Origin of the sequence: Arsenophonus sp. aPb (assembly GCF_029873475.1) — a bacterium.
Classification (GTDB): domain Bacteria; phylum Pseudomonadota; class Gammaproteobacteria; order Enterobacterales; family Enterobacteriaceae; genus Arsenophonus.
Map to the genome: position 1 here is coordinate 106,822 of NZ_CP123499.1, position 25,861 is coordinate 132,682.

The window sequence follows — 25,861 nt, forward strand, 5'->3', positions numbered from 1 at the left end:
TTAAATATTTTCTTCATTGTTAATTTGTTAGCTGAAAATTAATTAAACATATTGCTATAGAAGTAGAATTTATTTAGGAACTTGAAGAAATTAAGAATTGTTAAACCTATTTTATACTAAGTAAATGATTTAGTGTTATAGAACATATTTTTAAGTTATGTAACAATAAAAAACTATTATGTTAAAATACAATGCCTAGTTATGTATTAATTACCTTAGGGTAAGAAATAGAAAATTATTTTGTTAGATTATTATAACTTCACTTTATTTTTTAGAAGGTTATAGTATTTTAGCTATTTAATAATTAATCCTCATTTAACATAGAAAAAAGCCCTCTATAATAGAGGGCAACAAAGACAGGGATGGTGTCTATGGCAAGGAAAAACTTCAATGATTACTTGCTACTTATTGCTACTTATTGCTAAGTTTGTTACGAAATACTCAATACTTTGATCGTGATAGCTGTTTTTGATGTTGTTTCTCCAGTATCATTTTTTGATCGTGTGTTAATAATTTATAAAATTGATGATAAATACGAGCCATCTCAATTTGTTGTTCAACAATTTCTTGTGACAATTTTTCTGCTGTTGCGCGAAAAGCGACTTCATCAAAAATATCTGCTGTCATTAAATCATGTAAAGTTTCTCTTTCTTGTCGTGAAACTTTCTTTTTAAAACTTTGTTGCCGCTGTGAAGCCATCAGGTCACGCATTTGCTGGCGTTGTCTCTCGCTTAATGTAATACCTTTTATTAAAGGAACAAATATATCATAGGGATTACATAGCTTGTCTCTTGTTATGTTCCGCTTAGAAATAGGGCTATCATGTTTTACAGCCTGTATTTGTTCGGCGGGTTGTGTTGCTGCTAAATTAACATCTGCTGTTTCGGCTAAAGCCGATGTTGAGCCAACAATAAATAGCGATGATGTAAAAGTTATCATTGCCCAGTGACGCATTAATAATTTACTCCCGCCCTCTTTGGATAAAAATGTTAATATTATACTAACTATATCCGTGTGGTTGAAAACAAGCGTCAGAGCATGTAAAAGAACGTAAAGTCATGGCATCGCGGCGATTCTTGTCGTATTTTGCTCTTGGAGGATATGACTAATGCATAAAATCTTACTTGTTGATGATGACCGCGAACTGACTTCGCTGTTAAAAGAATTACTTGAAATGGAGGGCTTTAGTGTGATTATCGCCTATGATGGCGAACAAGCATTAACGCTTCTCGATTCAACAATTGATCTACTATTACTTGATATCATGATGCCCAAGAAAAATGGTATTGATACATTAAAAGAGATACGTCGACAATATCAAATTCCGGTGATTATGTTAACCGCTCGCGGCAGTGATTTGGATCGTGTTCTTGGTTTGGAATTAGGAGCAGATGATTATTTACCTAAACCATTTAATGATCGGGAATTAGTTGCACGTATACGAGCCTTACTAAGGCGCTCAAATTGGAGTGAGCAAAGTCAGGATAATCTTAATTCGTCAATCTGTCAGGTAGATGGTTTACAGTTGAATCCAGGACGGCAAGAAGCCAGTTTTAATGGAAAGGTTCTTGATCTCACTGGAACAGAGTTCACTTTACTCTATTTATTAGCACAACATCTTGGTCAAGTTGTTTCCCGAGAACATCTTAGCCAAGAGGTTTTAGGGAAACGTTTAACACCGTTTGATCGTGCTATTGATATGCATATCTCAAATTTGCGGCGTAAATTACCTGAAAGAACCGATGGTTTGCCTTGGTTTAAAACTCTACGTGGACGAGGATATTTGATGGTTTCAGCGACATGATAAATAGTTTAACAGCCAGGATATTTGCCATTTTTTGGTTTACGCTGGCTTTAGTATTGATGTTGGTGTTGATGGTACCTAAGCTTGATTCAAGGCAAATCACACCGCTGCTGGAGAGTGAATACCGTCAAGGTATTATGTTAGAACAGCATATAGAAGCTGAGTTAGCTGGCGACCCGATTAATGATCTTATGTGGTGGCGCCGGCTCTCTAACGCCATTCAAAAGTGGGCTCCTCCAGGTCAGCATCTTATTATGGTGACTAGTGAAGGGCGGGTTATTGGTGCTATGCCTAATGAAATGCAGGTAATTCGTAATTTTATTGGGCAATCAGATAATGCAGATCATCCGAAAAAGAAAAAATATGGTCGGATAGAGATGTTAGGGCCCTTTTCAATTCGTGATGGGGAAGATCATTATCAACTTTATTTGGTTCGACCTGCTAGTAGTCCCCAGTCTGATTTTATAAGTTTACTTTTTGATAGACCATTTTTGTTACTAGTTGCCACGATGTTGATTAGTGCTCCCTTATTGTTATGGTTAGCGTGGAGTTTGGCAAAACCGGCTAGAAAATTGAAAATGGCCGCAGATGATGTTGCTAATGGCAATTTACGTCAACACCCTGAATTGGAGTCTGGGCCCCAGGAGTTTTTGGCGGTAGGAAACAGTTTTAATCAGATGATTAGTGCGTTAGAAGGAATGGTTAGTGCGCAACAGCGTATGATTTCTGATATTTCCCATGAGTTACGCACCCCATTAACACGCCTACAATTAGCGACCGCATTACTACGTCGCCGACATGGCGAGAGTAAAGAGTTAGAACGGATTGAAACTGAAACGTTGCGTCTTGATGGTATGATTAATGATTTGTTGGTACTGTCACATAGTCAGCATAAGAATGAAATATTGAGGCAAAATATAAAAGTTACCGATCTTTGGAATGATATTTTGGATAATGCCACTTTTGAAGCCGAACAAATGAACAAAACACTGAATGTTACGGCTCCGCCTGGTTCTTGGACGATTTATTGTAACCCTCCTGCCTTGGGTAGCGCATTAGAGAATATTGTTCGCAATGCCTTACGTTATTCCCATAACCGTATTGAAGTTGCATTTAAAGAAGAAAATCAAGGTATTTTGATTACAGTAGATGATGATGGTCCAGGAGTGTCAAAAGAAGATCGAGAAAAAATCTTTCGTCCATTCTATCGAACTGATGAAGCGCGAGATAGGCAATCTGGCGGGACTGGTTTAGGGCTAGCGATTGTCGAAACAGCGGTTTTTCACCATAAAGGGTGGGTAAAGGCCTCGGATAGCCCATTAGGTGGGTTACAATTAAGGATTTGGTTACCATTGCATGGGCGTTAACTGTTTTAAGTGGAAAATTGTAACAGTTAATAATGTTTTCAATAGTATTGAGTTTGTAATTAATTGAAAATATATTAGTATTATTAATGAGTTAAGGGAGGTTCTTTACTGAAAGGCAGGCTTGTTATCGTGACTGTTAGCCATATTTTAGCTTCTAAAAGTGTAGATTAAATTAGTTTAATGAAGAAAAAAGTTGAAAGATAGCTTAAAAGATAATAACTATTTTATTTTTATAGTTAGATTAGATAAAAAATAACTATCTTATTCTCTTTATGTTTTATTCCTTTTTATAATAAATTGATTTTAAAGTGAATTTCTATTTGATTTGCGTTAAATCATAATTGCTTGAAAAAATGATTATATCTTTATAATGTATTAATAATTAATATATTATTCTGCTGAAATAACATTTTAGTATTTTTTGTCTTACTTGTTTCAGAATATTTCATAATGTAAACTATTTTATCATATTAGCATTAATGGCATTTGATCATGTTATGAATTAAAATCCTGCCCTCAGGCTGTAAGCTACGGAGATTATACCACCTAGCTTATAGTTGTATTTATAACTAGTTAAATGTATTGAATGATTTAATTACTTATAACTATGGGTTGTTGCTCATAATTTAGGTGATAAAGATAGCTAATTGTTTAACAGCAGCAAATTTCTAGAGTGATAATTAAATTGGTTAAAAAAACCGTGATAGCTCTGGTTTGAGCTAGGGTTTGCAAATTCAATGCGGTAAACATTAAACACATATCTAACATGGCCCATTAAATCTCTTAGCATTAAGTTTATGTTAGGGGGCAAAGATAGCTTAAGACAGTTAACTTGTTATCAAAAATGGTTTTGCAGAAGATTAGTAATGATAAAAATAATTTTTTAATGATGAGTAAATCAAAGTTTATCATATCAGTAAGTGATAAAGTAAACGGTAAGAATGTAGATTGAGGCCTAAGACCACTTAATGCATACTCTGTAAGGCTTAGGAAATAGCAAAATCATATAACTTTTTTATAAAAAAAGGATTGATATTCAAAAGGATATATGATTGATAAGGTTAAAGATGGTGCTCTGGGAACCGATAATCCAGTGCGGTAGCTATGAATGATTACTTCTTTGCTTAGTTCTAGTTCTAACTATAATAATTGGTTTTGTGGCTAAAATTATTCAACGTAAACAATATCAAATTAATAGGTATTGTTTGATAGAGGAAAAAGTGGGCGAGTATGTTTATCATAGCTGGAAAAAATAATATCGCTGTACATACTTTGAATTTATTAAAATTTAAATACAATATTAAGGATATAGCTGTTGTTGTTAATAAGACAGATAATGGAATTAATGATTGGCAATATTCATTAAAAAAACGCGCTAATGAATTAGATATCGCAATATTGACTTTAGAAGAAGCGGAAAAAAGAGCAACAGTTTTTTTGTCACTTGAATTTGATAAGTTAGTAAAAATAGAAAAATTTAAAACGAAGCGTCTTTTCAATATACATTTTTCTTTATTACCTAAATATAAAGGAATGTATACTTCAGTTTGGCCAATTTTAAATAATGATAATAGCGGTGTTACATTACATTTCATTGATAATGGTATTGATACTGGGAAAATTATTGATCAAATAGATTTTTCAATTGAAAATAATTACACATCAAAAGATGTTTATTTAAATTATATTGACTATGCTATTCAATTAATAGAAAAAAATTTAAAAAATATTATTGCAGATAATCTTGATGGTTATCCACAATCAGTTGAATATTCTTCTTACTATTCAAATAAATCTATAGATTTTTCCAATAAAAATATAAATTTTTACCGTACGGCATGGGAAATAGGCAGGTATATTAGAGCCTTCTCTTTTAGAAATTATCAACTGCCAGTACACAATAATGTAGTGTATTGTAATTATGAAATTACTTATGAACGTTCATCGGCTTTACCAGGAACTATGCTTGAAAATAATCAGTTCACTTCAAAATTTTCTACGATTGATTATGATATTGTTCTATATAAAGACAAGTTAGAGCTGGTTTTTCAATTATGTCAACAAGGTAATTTAGGTGAATTAAAGAAATATATTCGTAATATATCAAGTATTAATGATAGGAATCAACAATCATGGAGTTTGTTAATGATTGCTGCCTATAATGGTTATTATGATATAGTTGCTTATTTAATAGAAATGGGTGCAGATGTCAATGCTACTAACTATAAAGGTACTACCGTATTAATGTATGCAAAAGAATATGCTTTAAGAACAGGCAATAAGAAATTATTCGATTATTTACTTATGCTAGGTGCCAATGATAAAAAAGTTGATATGTATTATAAATTTTTAACAGATTATTTAAATAACAAAGAAAGGCATTTTTTATATTCCAATAATTAAGCAATAATTTTCTAAATTAATCATAGTAGTATTTAATTACAATTAGCGTAAGAGAAAAATAATGAATTTAGTGCAATATATCAATTTCCCTCCCTTAGGTGATGATAGAGGCTCACTTGTTGCATTAGAAGAAAATAAAACAATCCCTTTTAATATAAAAAGAGTTTATTATATTTTTGGCACCCAGTTAGGGGTATCTCGTGGTTTTCATGCTCATAAAAATTTAAAACAAGTGGCTGTATGCGTCACTGGCAAGTGTCGAATGACTTTGGATAATGGAAGAGATCGAATAGATATTGTTTTAGATTCACCAACCAAAGGTCTTTTAATTGAAAATAATATTTGGCGTGAAATGCACGATTTTAGCCCTGATTGTGTACTATTAGTGTTAGCAAGTGAACATTATGATGAGGCAGATTATATCCGAAATTATGATGATTTTTTATCCTTAGTATTATCTTAACTTAATTTACATTATTATTTGTTTAAAATAAAAATATGAGAATAATATATGGATGATAATCAACTTATTCATTTTTTAGATCTAAAAAAAATAAATGAAACCTATGAGAATCAATTAATAGAGGCTGCAATTAAAGTTATTAGATCTGGATGGTATATACAAGGAACAGCAGTCAACGCTTTTGAAAAAGAATTTGCCCAATATTGTGGTACTAAATTTTGTATTGGTGTAGCTAATGGGTTAGATGCATTGACGCTAACACTGCGTGCATGGAAAGAGCTGGGTAAATTAAAAGAAGGTGATGAGGTTATTGTTCCTGCTAATACTTATATCGCTAGTATTCTTGCTATCACTGAAAATAGACTTATACCTATTCTTATTGAGCCTAATGAGAACAGTTATAATATTGAACCGACGAGAGTAGAACAAAAAATAACCAATAAAACTCGTGTAATTCTCCCGGTACACCTTTATGGCCAATGTTCTGATATGTTAGCCATCATGGATATTGCCAAACGCTATGATCTGCTGGTATTAGAAGATGCTGCTCAAGCTCATGGAGCTAGTATTAAAGGCAAAAAAGTTGGTAGTTGGGGTCATGCCAGTGGGTTTAGTTTTTATCCAGGAAAGAACCTGGGTGCATTGGGTGATGCGGGAGCGGTCACTACTGATGATGAAGAATTGGCGCAAGTTATTCGTGCATTAGCTAATTATGGCAGCCATGTTAAATATGAAAATATTTATCAAGGCGTAAATAGTCGATTAGATGAATTACAGGCTGCTTTTTTGTCAGTAAAGTTGAAGTATCTGGATAAAGAGACAGAGTATAGACGGAATATTGCCAGAAATTATTTGGAAAAAATTAAAAATCCCGCTATAAAACTTCCGACAATCAGTAGTAAAGAAGAGCAAAGTCATGTCTGGCACTTATTTGTGATAACTTGCGCAGAAAGAGAAAAATTAAAAAAATATTTATTAGATAATAATATTCAAACAGTGATGCATTATCCTATTCCACCGCATAAACAATTAGCTTATTCACAGTGGAATAATTTAAGTTTGCCAATTACAGAGCAGATCCATCAGCAAATTTTGAGCCTGCCGATTAGTCCTGTCATAACGGACGAGCAGGTTGAAAAAATAATATCTGTCTGTAACAATTTTTCAAATAAATAAAATGACACTAATCAAAACATCAATACTCAGTTTGATAGCAACTTTTTTTAGGATGTTATCAGGTTTAGTAATAAATAAGGCTGTATCAGTATATATAGGTCCTACTGGACTAGCAGTTATTGGACAATTTCAAAATTTTAGTCAGATAGCATTAATTTTATCGCAAGGAGCTATAAACAGTGGTGTAGTAAAATATACGGCCGAATACAGAGAAGAAGAAAAAAAATTATCAATATTGTTTAGTACAGCGTTAAAGATTAGTTTGTTTTCCTCATTAACAGTTGGCATATTATTAATAATATTTTCTTCCTATTGGGCAGTTCAGGTACTATCAAATATAGATTATGCATTTGTTTTTATTTTATTTGGTATAACAATAGTTCTATTTGTCGTTAATAATTTGTTTTTATCTATATTAAATGGATTAAAAAAAATAAAATATTATATAAAAATAAATATAATACAAAGTATTTATTCTTTGATTTTTACCAGTTTGTTTATTGTGTTATTAGGATTAAAAGGCGCACTGATTGCACTTGTTACTAATCAGTCTATTATATTTTTCATATCATTGTTTTTAATAAATAAATATAAATTGATAAACTGGCATTTTTTTACTCAAAACATTGATAAAGGGATGGTTAAGCGGTTAATTGCTTTTTCAATAATGGCAATTACTTCTGCAATCTTGGTACCATCATCACAATTTATTGTCCGTAATTATATTAGTTCAACACAGGGACTGGAACAGGCTGGGTATTGGCAAGGTGTTTGGTATGTATCAACAACATATCTATTAATAATCACGACTACTTTAAGTGTTTATTACTTACCTAGATTGTCAGAAATAAAAAATTATATAGAATTAAAAAGAGAAATATTACAGGGCTATAAGATATTGTTGCCATTAACCATTTTTTTGGGAGTTATAATTTATTGTTTAAGAGATCTTATAATATTTGTTTTATTTACAAGTAACTTTGAACCAATGAAGCCTTTATTTACCTGGCAAATTATTGGTGATGGTTTTAAAATAGCCTCATGGTTATTAGCTTATATAATGTTAGCAAAGGCTATGACTGTTATTTATCTAATAACAGAAATTATTTTTTCTCTTGGATTTGTTTTTTTATCAATAATATTGGTAGATAATTTTCATACTATAGGTGTTACTTATGCCTATTGTCTTAATTATATTATTTATTTTATTGTGATATTGATAATAATAACTATAAAATCCAAAAGTAGTGGAATTTTATGACTTTTTATATTAATTAGAGTAATAATATAGGATATAAGCTATATAATGAAGAAGAAAAAATCTGTTCTTATATATGGAGAATACAGTGGATATGGAAAATCATTAGTTAAGGGTTTTTTAGATTTAGGTTATCATTCTGAAGTATTTAGTTTATTTGGCGATGGTTTTAAAAAAATAAATGGTGATTTTCAATTAAAAGGGAAAAGTCGTTTTACTAAACTGTTCTCATTATTGATGCTTATACCAAAAATGTTACGCTTTAAAAATATCTTGATAATGAACCCTGCTTTTTTTAGATTCGGCCTTCTGGGTCCGTTTATATTATTTTTATTTAAAATTACAAATAAAAGAATAATTTTGTTATGTTGTGGTGATGATGTTGAATTTATAAAGCGAGGTAAATTGAAACAGATCGAGAACTGGCCTTACATAGATATTGAGTTACCAGAACAAAACTATTATAGCAAGAAAAGTGATATTTTTATTAATAATATTATTGCATTATGTGCATATAAGATTATTCCGGCAATGTATGATTATAGAAAAGCTTGGATACTATCTAAATTTGCAGATAAGGTTACCGTAACTATTCCCCTTGCCTGTGATGGTGAAATATTACCAATAAGAGAAATAAAAGATAAAATTGTTATCATGCATGGAGTAAATAGAGAGGGATTTAAAGGAACGTCTATAATTAGAAAAGCTGTAGATAAAATAAAAAAAGAATATGGTAATGAAGTGAAAATTTATTATCCTGAAAGACTCCCTTTGGATGAATATTTAAAAATATTAGAAAAAGCAGATATTTCAATAGATCAGACGAAATGTAATTCTTATGGAATGAATGCTATATATTCCATGTTATCAGGTCATATTGTTTTAGCGCCAGCAAATAAATATTTTTGTAATGATTTGAATATAAAAAAATGCCCAGTGGAATCTATTAGTAATAATGTTGATTCTATTTATTTAAAATTGAAAGAACTGATTGATAATCGTGAGACGTTATTACAAAAAAAAATAGATTCTCAGAAATATGCAATTGAAATGCATACTCCTGTGAGAGTGGCGGAAAAAATAAGTAAATATCTTATATAACTTTATCTATTTATTAATGTTATTCCATTAGTTCATAATAGAAATTTTTTTAAAAGGGTTAATTGTAAATTCCATCATTGGTAAGATAAAGAATGAGTGATAATATTAAATCATCTGATATTGATTTTGTTTTAATTTGGGTGGATGGTAATGATCCTAAATGGCAACAAAGTCGTAAAAAGTATGATGTTGAAAATAAATTGGATACAGGTAATCATATTTCACGCTATAGGGATTGGGATAATCTTCGTTTTTGGTTTCGGGGAGTTGAGTTATTTGCGCCATGGGTTCGAAAAATTCATTTTGTTACTTGTGGACATTATCCTGCATGGCTAAATAAAAAGTGTGATAAATTAAATTTAGTTAGGCATTCCGATTATATTGATAATAAATATTTGCCTACCTTCAGTGCGAATCCAATAGAAATAAATTTACATAAAATTGAAGGCTTAGCTGAGAGATTTGTATTTTTTAATGATGATTGTTTTTTGTTAAAAAATATAGAAACTGATTATTTTTTTAAAAATGATTTACCTAAAGATCAAATGATTTTTAATGTTATTACCGGAAATGATATACAAGAATTAATGCCTCATTTTTTGATTAATAATAATCAAATTATTAATAAATATAATAATAAAAAATTTTTTATTAAAAGGAATTTATTTAAAGTATTCAATTATAAATACGGTTTGGATATATTTAGGAATTTTAGTTTATTAATGTGGCCTAATTATACTTCTTTTACTTATCCTCATTTAGCACAGCCTTTTTTAAAGCAGACGTTTATTGATGTTTGGCAAAAGGAAAAACTATTTTTGGATTCTATTACATCCCATAAATTTAGAAATGCCATGGATGTAACTCAATATTTATTCAGAGATTGGCAATTAGTTAATGGACTATTTCATCCAACTAAATTTAAGGGTAAAAGAAAATCTTTATTCCTTAACAGTGATAAGGATGTTCAAGAGGCATGTGATATAATAAAAAATCAAAAATATTATGATATATGCATTAATGATAGTGTTAGGTTAAATAATTTTAATGAAAATAAAGAATTAATTAAATTAGCTTTTAATAAAATTTTACCAAATAAGTCAGTATTTGAATTATGATATTCTCTTTTTTTCTATATAATAGTATTGTTTTCTTAGCTACTTTTTTTGCTTGGCTGTCAGAAAGATATAAATCAAAAATTTTTTATATTATCTCTTTTTTGATTGTTTTTATTCCATCAGCAATAAGAGAAAACATTGGTGGAGATTATAATGGATATGTTAATTATTTTAATAATATCTATTCGATTAATTATTTGGAACCTGTATTTACTTTATTAATTAAATTTATAAGATTATTTAGCGTCAATAGCCAATGGTTATTTGCCATAGTTGCTTTTATTACATATTATTTAATTTGGTTTTTAGCTGCTAAATTCAGGAAAAAATATATTATCATATTATCTTATCTATTGATTTTATATTTAAGTAGTTATTCTGGAATAAAATTGGGTCTAGCTCTTACATTATGTTTATTAGGGTTATATTATTTATGTATTAATTGTAAAATAAAATATATTATTTTTATGTTATTAGCCGTAGGTACACATTATTCTACTTTTGTTATTTTTATTATTAGTTTTTTTTATAAAATTCGATTAACATATGTAAAACTGATATTTATTTTTATTGGGTTAATAGTAATAGCATTTTTACCAATGGCTGATATTATATTAAATTCACCATTACTTAAGTTAACTCAATATTCAAATTATATTAATTCTAGATTTAATAGTAGTGTCACTATTTCATTATTAGGGTATATGTCACTTTTGTTAATACCCTTTATTATATTAGTAAATTATTTTTTAGAAAAATATTTTTTAATCCAAAAACAAGCTCAAGATTTTAATTTTACCAATTTGTCAATAATACTGTTAATTGGTTTTGTTTTTTCTGTTATATTGTCTGGGGAAATGTATATTTTTACTCGATTTAGAGACTTGTTTTCTATATATTTAATATTTTGTATTATGTATATAACTAACTTTAATTTAATTAAAATAAAATTAAATATGTTTACAGTAAATGTCAGCTATATAATTTGTGCATTACAACTTTTAGTATTTGAACGTTCAATTTATTTTGCGACATACTATATTACTACTGGATTAAGAATAAACCCCTATCAGACTTTTTTAACTCATTATTTTAATTGAATATTTTTATAATGGGTTATCGAGTGAGTATTATAGAATGAAGTCAGTATCTTTTATTATTCCAGCATTGCGTAATGCTGGTCCAGTCATTGTTGTTAAAGGTATTATAGAATTTATCATTGCAAATCATAAAAATATGGTGATTAACGTGTTCTATTTAGATAGAATAGAACCTGAATTGTCATTTGGAGTGAACTGTTATCATATTGAAGATAAAAAGAATATTAGTAAACTTTTTAATAGTGATATAGTGCATTCACATTGTTTACGACCTGATTTATACGTTTTTAAGAATCGCAGTAAAATTAAAGGAAAATGTTTATCAACGCTGCACACTGATATATATAAAGAATATAAAAATAATTATAATAGTATATATGGATTTATTTTGGAATGGGTGTGGGTTAAATTAATTTTGTCAAAACATGATAATATAATCTGTTTGACTGATTGTATGCGAAGAAAGTACGATAAAAAGATAAAAGAAGCTGAGTTAATTACTATTAATAACGGCAGGAATATTGATAAAAATATAGGTTTAAATCGATTAGAATTATCAAAGGAAGAAAAAGAAAAAATATCTTTTTTTAAAAAAAATTATAAAACTATAGGTAGTGTTTCTGTATTATACAAGCGAAAAGGTTTGGCTCAAGTTATTGAATCTTTAGAAAAACTGTCTGATTACTGTTTTGTAATAATTGGTTCTGGCCCGGAAGAGGAAAATTTAAAAAAATTAGCTGATAAAAAAGGTGTTTCTGATAGATGTTTATTTTTAGGTTCTAAAAAAGATGGAAAATTATTTTATTCTTTATTTGATATAGCTATTTTTCCTGCTTTATCTGAAGGTTTTGGATTATCGTTGATTGAGGCACTATATTATTGTTCTTGCGTTTGTTCCGATATTGATACCTTTAATGAATTATTTAATGTAGATGAAGTTAGTTTTTTTCAGTTAGGTAATATTACTAGTTTAGAAAATGCAATACGATATGCAGATAAAAATAGAGATGAATTTATAAAAAAAGCATATAGTAAATATCTTTCACATTACACTGCGGATATAATGGGTAACCATTATTATAAATTATATCTCCGATTAATGGATTCGTAAGTGCTTTTTTTCATAAATTTTAATAATAGATATGTTAAACTGAAACATAAAATATTTTAATAATTTTTAATATAATAATTATTGAAATTTAAACATTAAGTTTTGATGTTAGAAACAATTAGTCTGTATTATTTATAAATAGTTATTACTATAATCTTTTGAGTTAAATTATGATCCCATTCTCAGTACTATTATCTATATATAAAAATGAAAAACCACAATTTTTATTTGATTCTTTAAATAGTATAATAGAGTTACAGATATTAAAACCAAATGAAATCATCTTAGTTAAAGATGGTTTATTATCAAAAGAATTAGATGAAGTTATATTATTTTGGGAAAATAAATATCCTAATATTATAAGAGTAATTAATTTAGATGTGAATATGGGATTAGGCAAAGCATTAAATGAAGGATTAAAATATTGTTCAAATTCATGGGTATTCCGTATGGATACTGATGATATTAGTGTGCCAGATAGATTTTTAAAACAGCTCATATTTATTAAAGATAATCCAGATATAGTACTATTAGGTTCAGGAATAGAAGAGGTTAACCGATCGCTAACAGTTTCCTTCGGCTATAAATCTGTTCCAATTACATTGATTGAAATAAAAAATTATTTAAAGAAAAGAAATCCTTTTAATCATGTGACAGTTGCATTTAATATCAATGCTATTCGATCTGTCGGCGGCTACCAACATCATTTATATATGGAAGATTATAATTTATGGTTAAGAGTAATTGCAGCAGGATATAAAGTGGCTAACATTGATGAACCGCTCGTTAAAGTAAGAACTGGAGATTCGATGGTTAGTCGAAGAAGGGGATTAGGTTATATCAAAAGCGAATTTCAGTTAGCTAAATTGAAAGTTAATCTGGGTTTTGTTAGCCCTTTATCATCTGTTTGGATTTTTTTCTTACGAAGTTTTCCTAGATTATTACCCACCTTTATTTTGTCCAAAATATATAAAAGATTAAGAAAGTAGAAGGATATTTATGCTAACAATCCTCGGAGGTTCCGGTTTTATCGGTACCCGTCTTGCTAATCAATTAGCATCACAGCACATTGACTTTAAAATTATTGATATTAATAAAAGCCAAGCGCATCCAGATAAATGGGTATTTGGCGATGTGACTAAAGCAGAAACCCTATTGGAGCCATTAAAAGACGCTTCCATTATTATTAATCTAGCGGCGCAACATCAAGATAATGTTCATCCTATCAGTCTCTATTATGACGTGAATGTGGAAGGGGCGAAAAATGTTTGTCAGGTTGCTGAACAATTAAATATTAAACAGATTATTTTTACTTCTTCGGTGGCGGTATATGGTTTTGTTGAACAAGAAACCGGCGAAGATGGTAAATTTCAGCCATTTAATGATTATGGTAAATCAAAGTTAGCGGCGGAGCAGGTCTATGATAGTTGGCAAGCTAAAGATAGCCAACGGACATTAGTGACTATTCGGCCTACTGTGGTTTTCGGTGAGGGTAATCGCGGTAATGTTTATAATCTATTTAGGCAAATTGCTGCCGGGCGTTTTTTGATGATTGGTTCAGGTAATAACCAGAAATCGATGGCGTATGTGGAAAATGTGGCTGCATTTTTATATTTTGTCACTAAATTAACAGCTGGTCGTCATATTTTTAATTATGTTGACAAACCTGATTTCACCATGAATCAGTTAACAGAAATTATTTGTCTGGCATTACACAAACAGAAATCTAATCTACGTATTCCTTTTTCGCTGGGCCTTTTGGCAGGTTATTGTTTTGATCTGCTCGCTAAAATAACGGGTAAAAATTTTCCTATTAGTAGTATTCGGGTGAGGAAATTCTGTGCGCGTACGCAATTCAAATCTAATACTATCGCTGAAACGGGATTTGAAGCGCCGTTAACCTTGGCAAAAGGGATAGAAAATACCGTTCAGTTTGAGTTTAAAACATCATTAGATTGATAAAAAACTTTTTGCTTAGTTAAACGCAATTGAAAAACTTAACAGTAGCGATGACTATGTTAGAATACCGCGCTTATTGTTGAGGGCTGTATGTTAAACATCGTTTTATTTGAACCGGAAATTCCACCCAATACTGGCAATATTATTCGTTTGTGTGCTAATACCGGTTGTCAGTTACATTTAATTGAACCGTTAGGTTTTACCTGGGACGACAAACGTCTACGTCGTGCTGGATTAGATTATCATGAGTTTGCTAATATTCAGCACCATCATGATTACTTTGCTTTTCTAACCTGTGTAGGCTTGTCTCAAGAGCATGGTCAGACACCATCTGGTAACCGATTATTTGCTTTAACAACCAAAGGAATGCCGAGCCATAGTAGTGTGGCATATCAGCCGGGTGATTATTTAATCTTCGGACCGGAGACGCGCGGTTTACCTGCTTATGTTCTTGATGCACTGCCAACTAGTCAAAAGATCCGTATCCCAATGTTAGCGGATAGTCGCAGTATGAATTTGTCCAATTCCGTTGCGGTGGTGGTATTTGAAGCATGGCGCCAGTTGGATTACTCAGGTGCGTTGTTGCGTGAGTAGCTTTATTGTTCACCGTTTGGAGATGGTTAGATACCCTCACCAAAACCATGGATTGAATTGCTAAAGTTTTGATCCATATCCAGCGAAGGTTTTTTGCTCTTTGGCGTTCCGACTTTGCGCGCCGGTACTCCCGCCACGGTAGTGTGCGGCAGCACAGCATGAAGTACTACGGAACCCGCGCCAATTTTGGCGCCCTTGCCAATTTCTATATTGCCTAAAATTTTTGCTCCTGCTCCGATCATCACCCCTTCACGAACTTTAGGATGCCGATCTCCTTCAGTTTTTCCAGTTCCACCGAGCGTGACCGATTGCAATATTGACACGTCATTTTCCACTACCGCTGTTTCACCGATAACGATACCGGTTGCGTGATCAAGCATAATGCCGTAACCAATACGAGCAGCAGGATGGATATCAACCGCAAAAGAGACAGATATTTGGCTTTGCAGATATATTGCTAATGTCTTGCGGTCTACCTTCCATAACCAGTGGCCGATGCGATAAGCCTGTAAAGCATGAAAGCCTTTTAAATATAATAAAGGGATTGAATATTTGTCGACGGCCGGATCACGTTGCACGATGGCTTTAAGATCACGTGCTGCATAAGCGATCATTTGTTTATCGTTTTTATAGGCATCTTGAATGATCTCTCGAACAGCAATCGCCGGCATAATCGGGGTAGCTAACTTATTGGCTAGTATATAGCTAAGCGAATCACCAAGATTGTCATGTTTGAGTAGTGTTGCATGAAAAAAACTGGCTAATATTGGCTCACAATTGGCAAAAGTTTTACCTTCTTGTTTAATTGCCGTCCAAATCTCTTCAAGTTCTTGTCGTGACATATTCACACTCTGATATTTTAATAATTAAAAAGCACCTGTATCATTCATTTCATCTTTAGTTGCGCGGCTAAGTAATGTATTTGCCGCTTCGAGTACATTTTTATTACCGTATAGAACTTGATAGATTTGCTCGGTAATTGGCATTTCTACGCCAACACGTTGCGCTAATGCACGGACTTCTTTGGTATTTAAGTAGCCTTCAACTACCTGACCAATCTGTTTTTCTGCCTCTTTAGTTTGCATGCCTTGGCCGAGTAGCATGCCAAAGCGGCGATTACGCGATTGATTGTCGGTACATGTCAAAACCAGATCGCCTAAACCAGCCATTCCCATAAATGTAGAGGGTTGGGCACCCATAGCGACGCCTAAACGGCTGATTTCGGCTAATCCTCGGGTGATCAGAGCTGTGCGAGCATTGGCGCCATATCCCATACCATCAGACATACCCGCACCAATCGCAATGACATTTTTGACTGCCCCTCCTAACTGAACACCGATCATATCTGGATTTTTATAGACGCGAAAAATTTTTCCACAATGAAAAAGTTGCTGTAGCTCTTCACCAAATTGCGCATTAGAGGCGGCTACCGCAATGGCTGTCGGTAAACCGGCAGCTAATTCTTTGGCGAAGGTTGGGCCAGAGAGGACAGCGAGTGGAATTTTGTCACCGAGTATTTCGCGGGCAACGTCTTGTAACAGGCGCCCAGTACCATGTTCTAACCCTTTTGTTGCCCAAATAATGCGTGAGTGTGGCGTCAAGTAAGGTTGGATATTTTGCAAAACTTGATTAAAAACATGACTTGGGACGACGATCAATATATTGCTACTCGCGGTTATTGCTGTCTTCAAGCAAGCTTCAGGTAACAAATTGTCTGGGAATGGAACGTCAGGTAAAAATGCGTGGTTGCAGCGGTCTTGTTGTAATTTTTTAATGTGCTGAGGATCATGTCCCCAAAGTAAAACGCTGTGGCCATTACGGGCAAGTGTAATGGCTAATGCGGTGCCATAAGAGCCGGCACCGATAACTGTCATCGAAACAGTGTTCATTAAGCTTCCTGATGATTTGCCGAATTTTCAGTTTGGGCGGTATGCTGTTGTTGTAGATAGTTCATAAACAAGGCATCAAAATTAACAGGTGCTAAGTTTAGTTGAGGAAAAGTTCCACGGCTAACTAAATTGGTAATACATTCGCGCGCATAGGGAAATAAAATATTTGGGCAGTAAGCGCCTAAACAATGAGCCATTTGGCTTTGTTCGATACCATCGATAGAAAATATGCCAGCTTGTTGCACTTCGCAAAGGAAAGCAGTTTCATCAGCGACGGTGGCGGTAACAGTGACGCGTAAGATAACTTCATAAACATGCTCGGCCAATTCACTAGACGAGGTGTCTAGATCTAATTTGACTTCGGGTTGCCACTCTTGCTGAAAAATATTAGGCGCACTTGGTGTTTCAAATGAAATATCTTTGGTGTAAATTCGCTGGATCTGAAATACCATCTCTTCATGACTTTGTTCTGACATAATGTTAATTACCTTTTAAATGTCCTTATGATATTGAATTGTATAAACATAATTTCTAATGTGTCCGATGAATTACTTTTTACCGCGGGCTAGAGGTAAATTTTCGTTAGACCAGCCTGTAATTCCTTCTTTTAGAATAAAGACACGTTCAAAACCATATTGCACCAGTTGTTCAGCAGGTTTAGATGCTTCCATGCCATTTGTTGAGACAACAATAATGGGGTTTTGCTTATGTTTTTCCAATTCTCCGATATTATTGTCTTTAATTTCTGATGGAGTCAGGTTAATTGAATCAATAATGTGTCCTTTACGAAAATCGTCACGGGAACGTAAATCAATAGTGACCGCTTCTTCTTTATTAATCAGTTGTATCGCTTGGGCACGGGTGATGTTTTTTGTTTTGGCGAACAAGCCCTTAAAGGTTAAAATAATCACAATGATCAATAAAGCGATCCAGGCCAGACTGAGTATTGGATGCCGGCTAATAAATTGCATGATTTCTTGCATCATGTGGGGTAATTACTCCCGTAGTTAATAATAGATAGATCTAGTTTGCAAAGTATACCTTTGTCGCTGCGCAATTACAGCCAATTTGCATAAATTGGCTAGAGTTTTTTTGCAAATAGGGTTTATACCGGTGATATTTGCTATCGATATCCGTTAATTGGTACCCCTTAAAAGGTAGCTGAATGAAAGCAATATTAATAATAACCTATAGTTATTTTGTGATTTGTTGTATAAATGAAGAAATTAAGTTTTTTCAGTATTATCCTAAAAGAAGCAAAAATGTTTACTAATCATAGTAATTGTCAATAATTTTAAGTGATATTGTTTCAGGATGCTGAACTAAGATGAACAATACCAGCCGATATGGTTCAATCCTAATCCTTTTGGCTCTACTAAAGAGAGTAGTGGTTAAGCCGTTACTCTTTGTCTCGCTATTTTTTATCTTGCCATCGATTACCATTGCTAATCCTATCAGTGACAATAAAGTAAAACTGAAAGATCTGTTATCAAATATTGCCGAAAAAGAGAAAAGTGTTAAACAGCAGCAAGCTGAGAGAAACCATTTACTTGATCAATTGAAAAGTCAGGAAAAAAATATCGCTGCGGCTGGACGTGCATTACATGAAACACGTAAAAAACTTTCGCAGTTAGCAAAAGAACTAGCTCAATTAAATGAAAATATTAGCCGTTTACAACAGCAAAAACAGATCCATGAATCATTGTTAGCTAAGCAGCTTGATGCCGCGTTTCGATTAGGCCAGCAAAAAGGGATTGAATTGTTATTTAAAGGTGAACAAGGGCAACGAGAAGAGCGTATTCTAGCCTATTATAGCTACTTAAATGAAGCTAGACAGCAAACGATTATTAAATTGCAGCAAACCACGACCTTACTCGCTGAGCAGAAACAACAGAAACAGCAAAAGCAATTGGCACAGAAAAAAAACTTAGCCAAACAAGATCAAGAAAAGAAAGCGCTCGATTCGGCCCAGGATGCTAGAAAGAAAACCCTGTTATCGTTGGAATCGACGCTAAAAGCGGATCAAAAAAGTTTGGCGGTGATGAAACGTAATGAAACACTGTTGCGTAGTAAAATTGCCAAGGCTGAGCGAGACGCAAAAGTTAGGGCGGAAAGGGAAGCGAAAGAGGCAGCGCGTATTAGAGCAAAACAACGGCAGGCGCAGCAAAAAGGAACCACTTATCGTCCAACCGAAGATGAACGGGCTTTGATGGCGCGTACTGGCGGTTTAGGCCGTCCTGTTGGTCAAGCTCTGTGGCCAGTTCACGGCCAGATCCTACATCACTATGGTGATAGTATTTCCGATGAATTACGCTGGAAAGGGATGGTGATCAATGCCGCTGAAGGAACAGAGGTTAAAGCCATTTCTGCTGGCCGTGTTTTACTTGCTGATTGGCTACAAGGCTATGGTTTGGTGGTAGTTATTGATCATGGTCAGGGAGATATGAGTTTATATGGTTATAACCAGAGTGCATTGGTGAATGTGGGTCAACAAGTTCGCTCAGGTCAGCCGGTTGCGTTAGTGGGTAGCAGTGGTGGACAGCAGCGCTCCTCGCTTTATTTTGAGATCCGCCGTCAAGGTAAAACCGTTAATCCACAGCCTTGGTTAGGGAGATAACCGTGCTAAAACGGATTGTTTTGATAATCATGGCGCTAATGTTACTTGTCAGTGGACAAGTCAATGCTGGCAAATTGGCCATTGTGATTGATGATATTGGTTATCGTAAAAAGGAAGACAATCAGATATTAGCTTTGCCGGTGGTAATTTCTATTGCCATTTTACCAGACTCTCCTTATGGCAGAGAAATGGCCGAAAAAGCTAATCAACAAGGGCGAGAAATTTTAATTCATATGCCCATGAAACCGATTAGCCAGCAACCACTTGAAAAAAACACCTTAACACCGCAGATGAGTGCCAGTGAAATAGAGCAGAGAATTGTCGCTGCCATTAAGCAAGTACCTTATGCTAAAGGTATGAATAATCATATGGGTAGTGCGATGACGGCTAATTTAATGGCTATGAAAAATGTTATGCAAGTGCTCTCGCATTACGATCTCTATTTTCTTGATAGTGTGACGATAGCAAACACCAAGGTCAATGAAGCAGCTAAAATTTTTGCGCTGCCAACCTTGCGTCGCAATGTTTTTTTAGATGATGTAAAAACAGAAGCACAAATTCGTAAACAGTTTGCCCATGCTATTTCATTAGCTCGTAAGCAGGGTAGTAGTATTGTTATTGGCCATCCTTATCCTTCTACCATTGAAGTATTACAACAAACATTATTTGAGTTACCTAGCGATATTGAACTGGTGGCGGTTAGTACGCTGCTTAGCAATAGGACAAAAGATAAATTAGTTAATCGAACGATTAAACATAATCCAGAGAAAGCGCCAGCGCAGCCCGTGGAATTGCCGAAAGTCGTCATCGGTTACTGCAAAATATCGCCAGTAACAAAAGCATTATCAGGTATTGATTTAATGATATATATTGTGGATGCTATTTATCATGATCCTGACTTTAAAAAATTATTTACTGAACAGAGAAAGCCACTGTTTGGCAAAAAAATTTCCTCATCCCCATAAAATAATACCTGACAACCATAACACATCACTTTGTTGGTGTGAAAAGACGCGTCATGATATTTTTTTCTATATCTTTAATAAATAATAGGAAATTGCGCTGACTGGTTCTGCTGTGATTTATTTTAATGTAGAAGCTAATTGAGAAACTTATTGAGGATTCTAACTGCTTTGTTACCTCTGGTTAGTTATCCGATTTAGATAAATCCTATGAGTTACTGTGGTTAACCCGGGATAAATGTTATTATCAGATCAATATAAGCAACAATGATCTCGATTGAATAGAGGTAAATCCAATGATCATAGTCACGGGTGGTGCTGGTTTTATTGGCAGCAATATTGTTAAAGCACTGAATGATATAGGACGTAATGACATTCTGGTGGTCGATAATCTTAAAAATGGGGCTAAATTTGTCAATTTAGTCGATTTAGATATTGCAGATTACATCGACAAAGAAGATTTTATCGCCAGTATTATGGCTGGTGATAATCTGGGTGATGTTGAAGTGATTTTTCATGAAGGCGCTTGTTCATCAACTACTGAGTGGAATGGTCAGTATATGATGAATAATAACTATGAATATTCGAAAGAGTTACTTCATTACTGTATTGAACGTGATATTGCGTTTTTGTATGCTTCTTCAGCTGCGACTTATGGTGGGCGTAGTGAGTATTTTATTGAAGAGCGGCAATATGAAAAGCCATTGAATGTATATGGTTATTCCAAGTTTTTATTTGATCAATATGTTCGCAAAATTTTACCGCAAATCACTTCACAGGTATGTGGATTCCGCTATTTTAATGTTTATGGTCCACGTGAAGGTCATAAGGGGAGTATGGCAAGCGTCGCTTTCCATTTAAATAGCCAGATAAATCAGGGGCAAAAGCCAAAACTTTTTGCAGGTAGTGAAAAATTTAAACGTGATTTTATTCATGTGAGTGATGCAGCGGCAGTTAATTTATGGTGTTGGCAAAATAAAATCTCCGGCATATTTAACTGTGGTACCGGTAAGGCTGATTCTTTTCAGGCGGTGGCCGATGCGGTAATCGCTTTTCATCAAGAAAAAGATCTCTCAGTAGAATACATTGCCTTCCCAGATAAATTAAAAGGTTGTTATCAGGCATTTACCGAAGCCGATCTGAGTAAATTACGCGCTGCAGGTTATGATAAACCGTTCAAAACCGTAGCGGAAGGGGTTGCTAATTACATGCAATGGTTAAATTGCGATGATTAAATGGAAATAGCATGAAGATATTGGTCGTTGGCCCTTCATGGGTGGGTGATATGATGATGTCGCAGAGTCTTTATCGTACTTTGAAGACCCTACACCCAGAGGCAGAAATTGATGTTATGGCACCTGATTGGTGCCGGCCACTATTAAATAAAATGCCCGAAGTCAACCAGGCCATATCGATGCCTTTGGGTCATGGTCGTTTAGCTATCAGTGTACGTCGTCAGCTTGGTATTCATTTACGTACTCAACGTTATGATCAAGCCTATATTTTACCCAATTCTTTTAAATCTGCGCTGGTGCCTTTTTTTGCTCAAATACCTATACGTACAGGATGGCGCGGTGAGATGCGTTATTGGTTGCTGAATGATATTCGTGTATTAGACAAAGCCGCTTTTCCGCAAATGGTTCAGCGATATGTTGCTTTGGCTTATAAAAAAGATTCAGTTAATAACGCCGATGAGCTCCCTAAACCGATTTTATGGCCGCAGCTTTCCGTGACAGAAATGGAAATTAGCCAGAGTAAACGGATTTTTCATATTCCCGCGCCGCTACCTATTATTGGCTTTTGCCCAGGTGCAGAATTTGGCCCAGCTAAACGCTGGCCCGCTTATCATTATGCTGAGTTGGCGCAATTACTGGTTGCTGCTCACGGTTATCAAATTTTAATCTTAGGTTCGCAAAAAGATCATCATATCGGTGAAGATATTCGACAATCGCTTTCTGCCGATTATCAGCAGCATTGTTTTAATCTAGCCGGTAAAACAACCCTTGAGCAGGCGGTTAATCTATTGGCATCTTGTCGAGCGGTGGTTAGTAATGATTCAGGCTTAATGCATATTGCAGCAGCATTAAATCGACCGCTGGTTGCGCTTTATGGGCCAAGTAGCCCTGATTTTACGCCTCCTTTATCAAATCGGGTAGAAATTATTCGTTTAATAACTGGCTATCATAAAGTTAGGAAAGGGAGTGGAGAGAGTGGTTATCATCAAAGTTTGATTGATATAAAACCTGAACGCGTGATGACCGCATTAACTAAGTTATTGGCGGAGAGTCAGTAACAATGAAAGTGTTGATCGTTAAAACCTCGTCGATGGGTGATGTATTACATACTTTACCCGCACTGACTGATGCAGTTAGACACTATCCTGATGTCCAGTTTGATTGGGTTGTTGAAGAAAATTTTGCCGAAATTCCACACTGGCATTCTGCCGTTAAGCGAGTCATTCCGGTAGCTATTCGACGATGGCGAAAAAACTGGTTGGCAAAATCTGTCAGGCAGCAAAGAGCATTTTTCCGTGCTCAATTACAACAGCAAAAGTACGATGCGGTGATCGATGCACAAGGACTATTGAAAAGTGCTTTTTTAATCACACGCTTAGCTCGTGGTGTAAGCCATGGTTATGATTGGAAAAGTGCTCGCGAGCCGCTAGCAAGTCTATTTTATGATTATCGCTATCGCGTCAATAAACAGCAACATGCCGTTGAGCGTATCCGACAATTATTTGCTGAGAGCTTACATTATAGTAAGCCGACTATTGTCGGTGATTATGGTATTGCACCCTATTTTTCACCACCAGTTTTGGCAAAGGAAAACGCTGCTTACATTATTTTCTTCCATGCTACCACACGTGACGAAAAGCATTGGCCTGAATCTCATTGGCGACAATTGATCACCGCTGTACAAGCGAAAGGATTAACGGTTAAATTACCGTGGGCAACGGCTCTGGAACATCAACGTGCCTTAAGGCTTGCCGCCGGTTTTAAGCATGTGGAAGTTTTACCCAAACTTTCATTAAACCAATTAGCTCAACAGATTGTCGCAGCCAAAGCAGTCGTTTCCGTTGATACAGGTTTAAGTCATTTAACTGCCGCACTGAGCAAACCGAATATTACCCTCTATGGCCCGACCGATCCGGGATTAATTGGCGGTTATGGTGAAGCACAACAAGCCATTATTTCTGCTGATGGCAATATGGCAACCATTGAACCTAATGATGTCTATCAACGATTAATTTTAAAAATCGATAGTAAATAGTGAAAACGATTATTTTTTGAAAGATGAAATTTAGTCAAATAAAGGTAGCTTAATCGATTAACTTGAAGCTAGCTTTAGCAAAATTGTTAGGTTGGGACTAGGATGGGTAAAAACGATGTGACAATGAAAATGTTTTTCGTATTTCATTGTCACGTGGTTTTTAATAATTGTTTTTTTCTGGCGCAATAAATCCTAAGCACATGGATTGCGGATCAGCGCTTGGTTCTGACTGGTAAATAATCGCTTCTTTTTCAATAGTAAATTGTGGCCAATGTTTTGACATCCGAGTAAAATTTTCTTGGCTGCAATCTTTACCTTTTCGCCCTAATAGTAAAGCACCGTGTTTTTTGATTGTTTCAGCGGTAATATCGCGATAATAAACATTCGGTGGCTGAGCTTCACTGGTATCCCAAGGCTGGATAGTGTGCGGCCTATCAGAAGCATAAATAATAAACCATTGATAAAGATTATCTTCGCCACCAACATATTTTAATGGTTGGCCATATTTTTGCCGCCAGCGCTGTTGTCCTTCTGCCGTGAGTGCTTTAATACCGATCATTTTCTGGCCAGCGCCACGAATATTATAATTTAACACTAGGCAGTAACCTAAAAAGATCAGGCCGCCAATAATAATCAAGCCAAAAAATGTCTTTCGTAATGATTTCTTCGGTTGGACGGAGATAGAACCAATCAACAAGGGTGCCGCAATCATCATAAATGGTTGCAGCCATTCTGTCATCCTCCCTCCATCATGAAACAAAAACCAACCGAAAATTACGGCTAAGGGAAGTAGCAAAATAATGTTAACTAATTGATTAGGTTGCTCTTTAGGCCAGCTAATTTTACCGCCTAATAGATAGAGAATAATAGTGGCAATAATTAATGGATAGAAAACAGATAATGTTGAACTAACAACATGGAGGTTAAATCCTTGGTCGATCTGTGAATCAACCCATTTAAAGGCGGAAAAATCATTTTCTATTAACCAGAAAAGATTAGGTAAGATCAAGGCAAACCAAAGTGCAATTGCAATATAAAAAAATGGTTGTTGGTAACTTTTTCGCACCTTAGGCACGAAAAGGGTTAATAAAAAAACGGTGCCAACAAGGGCCAACGTTGAATATTTACCCATTGTCGCTAAGCCAGACACCAGTGCAAAGGCAAGCCACCATTTAGGATGATCATAGACAGCACGTAGGAAGAAGAGCAGCACCCAAGGCCATAGCGTGACCAGAATATAGTTATCATTATAAGGGATGATATCAAAATTAATGATGCCTGATAAATTGAGTATCAATAATGCAAACCAAGCTAATTCAATATTGTTGCTGAGGCGGTAAGCCAACTGCCATACGCCTATCATACCAATCGATATACCAACAAAATGAATAAAATACCAATAAAAACTGTAGGAAAGATTTAAGTAGATGGCGGGCCACATAACGACACCAACAAACCAAGGGTTTTTAGGGGAACCCCATTCGCCATTCATTCCCCAGTTAACCGCTTCAACAGCGTCGTAAGGTACAGTTGGATCTAAAGAATAACTTCCACAAATCCATAAAATTGCATAAACCGACACCCACAAGTAAAGCAATATTTTTGAGTTTGTACTAAATAAAGGCATATTATTTTTCATCGTCAGTTATAAAATTGGTGGGTAAAAAAT

General features: G+C 34.2%; 24 protein-coding genes. 18 read left to right on the forward strand and 6 right to left on the reverse strand.

Annotated features, from left to right (window positions below):
* Positions 1-441 precede the first annotated feature (441 nt).
* A complete protein-coding gene (locus QE177_RS00375) occupies positions 442-954 on the reverse strand; it encodes a Spy/CpxP family protein refolding chaperone (RefSeq protein WP_280550805.1) in 513 nt (170 codons plus the stop codon).
* Positions 955-1,108: 154 nt separating this feature from the next.
* On the opposite strand from QE177_RS00375, the gene cpxR reads away from it, so the two are divergent.
* The 13 genes from cpxR to trmL all read left to right on the forward strand — a co-directional run bounded on the left by cpxR (position 1,109) and on the right by trmL (position 15,454).
* Positions 1,109-1,804 carry an envelope stress response regulator transcription factor CpxR gene (gene cpxR / locus QE177_RS00380; protein WP_032115780.1) on the forward strand — a complete coding sequence of 232 codons (696 nt, stop codon included), beginning with the start codon at positions 1,109-1,111 and terminating at the stop codon, positions 1,802-1,804.
* Positions 1,801-3,171 carry an envelope stress sensor histidine kinase CpxA gene (gene cpxA, locus QE177_RS00385; RefSeq protein WP_280550806.1) on the forward strand — a complete coding sequence of 457 codons (1,371 nt, stop codon included), beginning with the start codon at positions 1,801-1,803 and terminating at the stop codon, positions 3,169-3,171. The genes cpxR and cpxA overlap by 4 nt, the downstream gene beginning before the upstream one ends.
* A 1,230-nt stretch (positions 3,172-4,401) precedes the next feature.
* Positions 4,402-5,574 (forward strand): formyltransferase family protein, encoded by a 1,173-nt coding sequence (locus tag QE177_RS00390; RefSeq protein ID WP_280550807.1) that lies wholly within the window; start codon positions 4,402-4,404, stop codon positions 5,572-5,574.
* Between the two features lie 61 nt (positions 5,575-5,635).
* Positions 5,636-6,037: an FdtA/QdtA family cupin domain-containing protein gene (locus QE177_RS00395; RefSeq protein WP_280550808.1), complete on the forward strand. Its 402-nt coding sequence runs from the start codon at positions 5,636-5,638 to the stop codon at positions 6,035-6,037.
* A 48-nt stretch (positions 6,038-6,085) separates the two neighbouring features.
* Positions 6,086-7,213: a DegT/DnrJ/EryC1/StrS family aminotransferase gene (locus QE177_RS00400; RefSeq protein ID WP_280550809.1), complete on the forward strand. Its 1,128-nt coding sequence runs from the start codon at positions 6,086-6,088 to the stop codon at positions 7,211-7,213.
* A 52-nt stretch (positions 7,214-7,265) separates the two neighbouring features.
* Entirely contained in the window at positions 7,266-8,474 is a 1,209-nt protein-coding gene (locus QE177_RS00405) for an O-antigen translocase (RefSeq protein WP_280550810.1), read from the forward strand.
* Between the two features lie 45 nt (positions 8,475-8,519).
* Complete coding sequence (locus QE177_RS00410) at positions 8,520-9,572, forward strand: hypothetical protein (protein WP_280550811.1); 1,053 nt, start codon at positions 8,520-8,522, stop codon at positions 9,570-9,572.
* Positions 9,573-9,664: 92 nt separating this feature from the next.
* Positions 9,665-10,690, forward strand: coding sequence for a stealth family protein (locus QE177_RS00415; protein ID WP_280550812.1), 1,026 nt, complete (start codon positions 9,665-9,667; stop codon positions 10,688-10,690).
* Positions 10,687-11,790 (forward strand): EpsG family protein, encoded by a 1,104-nt coding sequence (locus QE177_RS00420; RefSeq protein ID WP_280550813.1) that lies wholly within the window; start codon positions 10,687-10,689, stop codon positions 11,788-11,790. The genes QE177_RS00415 and QE177_RS00420 overlap by 4 nt, the downstream gene beginning before the upstream one ends.
* A gap of 37 nt (positions 11,791-11,827) precedes the next feature.
* Positions 11,828-12,901: a glycosyltransferase family 4 protein gene (locus tag QE177_RS00425; protein WP_280550815.1), complete on the forward strand. Its 1,074-nt coding sequence runs from the start codon at positions 11,828-11,830 to the stop codon at positions 12,899-12,901.
* Positions 12,902-13,071: 170 nt separating this feature from the next.
* Positions 13,072-13,890 carry a glycosyltransferase gene (locus QE177_RS00430; protein WP_280550816.1) on the forward strand — a complete coding sequence of 273 codons (819 nt, stop codon included), beginning with the start codon at positions 13,072-13,074 and terminating at the stop codon, positions 13,888-13,890.
* A 10-nt stretch (positions 13,891-13,900) separates the two neighbouring features.
* Positions 13,901-14,860 carry an NAD-dependent epimerase/dehydratase family protein gene (locus QE177_RS00435; RefSeq protein WP_280550817.1) on the forward strand — a complete coding sequence of 320 codons (960 nt, stop codon included), beginning with the start codon at positions 13,901-13,903 and terminating at the stop codon, positions 14,858-14,860.
* A 90-nt stretch (positions 14,861-14,950) separates the two neighbouring features.
* Positions 14,951-15,454, forward strand: coding sequence for a tRNA (uridine(34)/cytosine(34)/5-carboxymethylaminomethyluridine(34)-2'-O)-methyltransferase TrmL (trmL, locus tag QE177_RS00440; protein WP_280550818.1), 504 nt, complete (start codon positions 14,951-14,953; stop codon positions 15,452-15,454).
* Positions 15,455-15,480: 26 nt separating this feature from the next.
* On the opposite strand, the gene cysE is transcribed toward trmL, so the two are convergent.
* From cysE to QE177_RS00460, 4 genes are all read right to left on the reverse strand, one after another.
* Positions 15,481-16,296: a serine O-acetyltransferase gene (cysE, locus tag QE177_RS00445; RefSeq protein ID WP_280550819.1), complete on the reverse strand. Its 816-nt coding sequence runs from the start codon at positions 16,294-16,296 to the stop codon at positions 15,481-15,483.
* A 24-nt stretch (positions 16,297-16,320) separates the two neighbouring features.
* A complete protein-coding gene (gene gpsA / locus QE177_RS00450) occupies positions 16,321-17,343 on the reverse strand; it encodes an NAD(P)H-dependent glycerol-3-phosphate dehydrogenase (RefSeq protein ID WP_280550820.1) in 1,023 nt (340 codons plus the stop codon).
* On the reverse strand, positions 17,343-17,819 hold the full coding sequence (gene secB, locus QE177_RS00455; RefSeq protein ID WP_280550821.1) for a protein-export chaperone SecB: 477 nt from the start codon (positions 17,817-17,819) through the stop codon (positions 17,343-17,345). Before secB ends, gpsA begins: the two co-directional genes overlap by 1 nt.
* 72 nt (positions 17,820-17,891) lie before the next feature.
* Positions 17,892-18,329: a rhodanese-like domain-containing protein gene (locus QE177_RS00460; protein ID WP_280550822.1), complete on the reverse strand. Its 438-nt coding sequence runs from the start codon at positions 18,327-18,329 to the stop codon at positions 17,892-17,894.
* A gap of 341 nt (positions 18,330-18,670) precedes the next feature.
* On the opposite strand from QE177_RS00460, the gene envC reads away from it, so the two are divergent.
* The 5 genes from envC (at position 18,671) to rfaC (ending at position 24,192) form a co-directional block, all read left to right on the forward strand.
* Positions 18,671-19,960: a murein hydrolase activator EnvC gene (envC, locus tag QE177_RS00465; RefSeq protein WP_280550823.1), complete on the forward strand. Its 1,290-nt coding sequence runs from the start codon at positions 18,671-18,673 to the stop codon at positions 19,958-19,960.
* A gap of 29 nt (positions 19,961-19,989) precedes the next feature.
* The gene (locus QE177_RS00470; protein WP_280552179.1) at positions 19,990-20,925 is read left to right on the forward strand and encodes a divergent polysaccharide deacetylase family protein; all 936 of its coding nucleotides are present in this window, start codon (positions 19,990-19,992) and stop codon (positions 20,923-20,925) included.
* Positions 20,926-21,218: 293 nt separating this feature from the next.
* Positions 21,219-22,157: an ADP-glyceromanno-heptose 6-epimerase gene (gene rfaD, locus QE177_RS00475; RefSeq protein ID WP_280550824.1), complete on the forward strand. Its 939-nt coding sequence runs from the start codon at positions 21,219-21,221 to the stop codon at positions 22,155-22,157.
* An 11-nt stretch (positions 22,158-22,168) separates the two neighbouring features.
* A complete protein-coding gene (gene rfaF, locus QE177_RS00480; protein WP_280550825.1) occupies positions 22,169-23,215 on the forward strand; it encodes an ADP-heptose--LPS heptosyltransferase RfaF in 1,047 nt (348 codons plus the stop codon).
* A 2-nt stretch (positions 23,216-23,217) separates the two neighbouring features.
* Positions 23,218-24,192: a lipopolysaccharide heptosyltransferase RfaC gene (gene rfaC / locus QE177_RS00485; protein WP_280550826.1), complete on the forward strand. Its 975-nt coding sequence runs from the start codon at positions 23,218-23,220 to the stop codon at positions 24,190-24,192.
* Positions 24,193-24,352: 160 nt separating this feature from the next.
* On the opposite strand, the gene QE177_RS00490 is transcribed toward rfaC, so the two are convergent.
* Positions 24,353-25,819 carry a glycosyltransferase family 39 protein gene (locus tag QE177_RS00490; RefSeq protein WP_280550827.1) on the reverse strand — a complete coding sequence of 489 codons (1,467 nt, stop codon included), beginning with the start codon at positions 25,817-25,819 and terminating at the stop codon, positions 24,353-24,355.
* Positions 25,820-25,861: the final 42 nt, after the last annotated feature.

What these genes read in the sequence shown, in the direction of transcription:
- QE177_RS00375 (WP_280550805.1), bottom strand. Translation starts at nt 954, where the DNA reads ATGCGTCACTGGGCAATGATAACTTTTACATCATCGCTATTTATTGTT.
- cpxR (WP_032115780.1), top strand. Translation starts at nt 1,109, where the DNA reads ATGCATAAAATCTTACTTGTTGATGATGACCGCGAACTGACTTCGCTG.
- cpxA (WP_280550806.1), top strand. Translation starts at nt 1,801, where the DNA reads ATGATAAATAGTTTAACAGCCAGGATATTTGCCATTTTTTGGTTTACG.
- QE177_RS00390 (WP_280550807.1), top strand. Translation starts at nt 4,402, where the DNA reads ATGTTTATCATAGCTGGAAAAAATAATATCGCTGTACATACTTTGAAT.
- QE177_RS00395 (WP_280550808.1), top strand. Translation starts at nt 5,636, where the DNA reads ATGAATTTAGTGCAATATATCAATTTCCCTCCCTTAGGTGATGATAGA.
- QE177_RS00400 (WP_280550809.1), top strand. Translation starts at nt 6,086, where the DNA reads ATGGATGATAATCAACTTATTCATTTTTTAGATCTAAAAAAAATAAAT.
- QE177_RS00405 (WP_280550810.1), top strand. Translation starts at nt 7,266, where the DNA reads ATGTTATCAGGTTTAGTAATAAATAAGGCTGTATCAGTATATATAGGT.
- QE177_RS00410 (WP_280550811.1), top strand. Translation starts at nt 8,520, where the DNA reads ATGAAGAAGAAAAAATCTGTTCTTATATATGGAGAATACAGTGGATAT.
- QE177_RS00415 (WP_280550812.1), top strand. Translation starts at nt 9,665, where the DNA reads ATGAGTGATAATATTAAATCATCTGATATTGATTTTGTTTTAATTTGG.
- QE177_RS00420 (WP_280550813.1), top strand. Translation starts at nt 10,687, where the DNA reads ATGATATTCTCTTTTTTTCTATATAATAGTATTGTTTTCTTAGCTACT.
- QE177_RS00425 (WP_280550815.1), top strand. Translation starts at nt 11,828, where the DNA reads ATGAAGTCAGTATCTTTTATTATTCCAGCATTGCGTAATGCTGGTCCA.
- QE177_RS00430 (WP_280550816.1), top strand. Translation starts at nt 13,072, where the DNA reads ATGATCCCATTCTCAGTACTATTATCTATATATAAAAATGAAAAACCA.
- QE177_RS00435 (WP_280550817.1), top strand. Translation starts at nt 13,901, where the DNA reads ATGCTAACAATCCTCGGAGGTTCCGGTTTTATCGGTACCCGTCTTGCT.
- trmL (WP_280550818.1), top strand. Translation starts at nt 14,951, where the DNA reads ATGTTAAACATCGTTTTATTTGAACCGGAAATTCCACCCAATACTGGC.
- cysE (WP_280550819.1), bottom strand. Translation starts at nt 16,296, where the DNA reads ATGTCACGACAAGAACTTGAAGAGATTTGGACGGCAATTAAACAAGAA.
- gpsA (WP_280550820.1), bottom strand. Translation starts at nt 17,343, where the DNA reads ATGAACACTGTTTCGATGACAGTTATCGGTGCCGGCTCTTATGGCACC.
- secB (WP_280550821.1), bottom strand. Translation starts at nt 17,819, where the DNA reads ATGTCAGAACAAAGTCATGAAGAGATGGTATTTCAGATCCAGCGAATT.
- QE177_RS00460 (WP_280550822.1), bottom strand. Translation starts at nt 18,329, where the DNA reads ATGATGCAAGAAATCATGCAATTTATTAGCCGGCATCCAATACTCAGT.
- envC (WP_280550823.1), top strand. Translation starts at nt 18,671, where the DNA reads ATGAACAATACCAGCCGATATGGTTCAATCCTAATCCTTTTGGCTCTA.
- QE177_RS00470 (WP_280552179.1), top strand. Translation starts at nt 19,990, where the DNA reads ATGGCGCTAATGTTACTTGTCAGTGGACAAGTCAATGCTGGCAAATTG.
- rfaD (WP_280550824.1), top strand. Translation starts at nt 21,219, where the DNA reads ATGATCATAGTCACGGGTGGTGCTGGTTTTATTGGCAGCAATATTGTT.
- rfaF (WP_280550825.1), top strand. Translation starts at nt 22,169, where the DNA reads ATGAAGATATTGGTCGTTGGCCCTTCATGGGTGGGTGATATGATGATG.
- rfaC (WP_280550826.1), top strand. Translation starts at nt 23,218, where the DNA reads ATGAAAGTGTTGATCGTTAAAACCTCGTCGATGGGTGATGTATTACAT.
- QE177_RS00490 (WP_280550827.1), bottom strand. Translation starts at nt 25,819, where the DNA reads ATGCCTTTATTTAGTACAAACTCAAAAATATTGCTTTACTTGTGGGTG.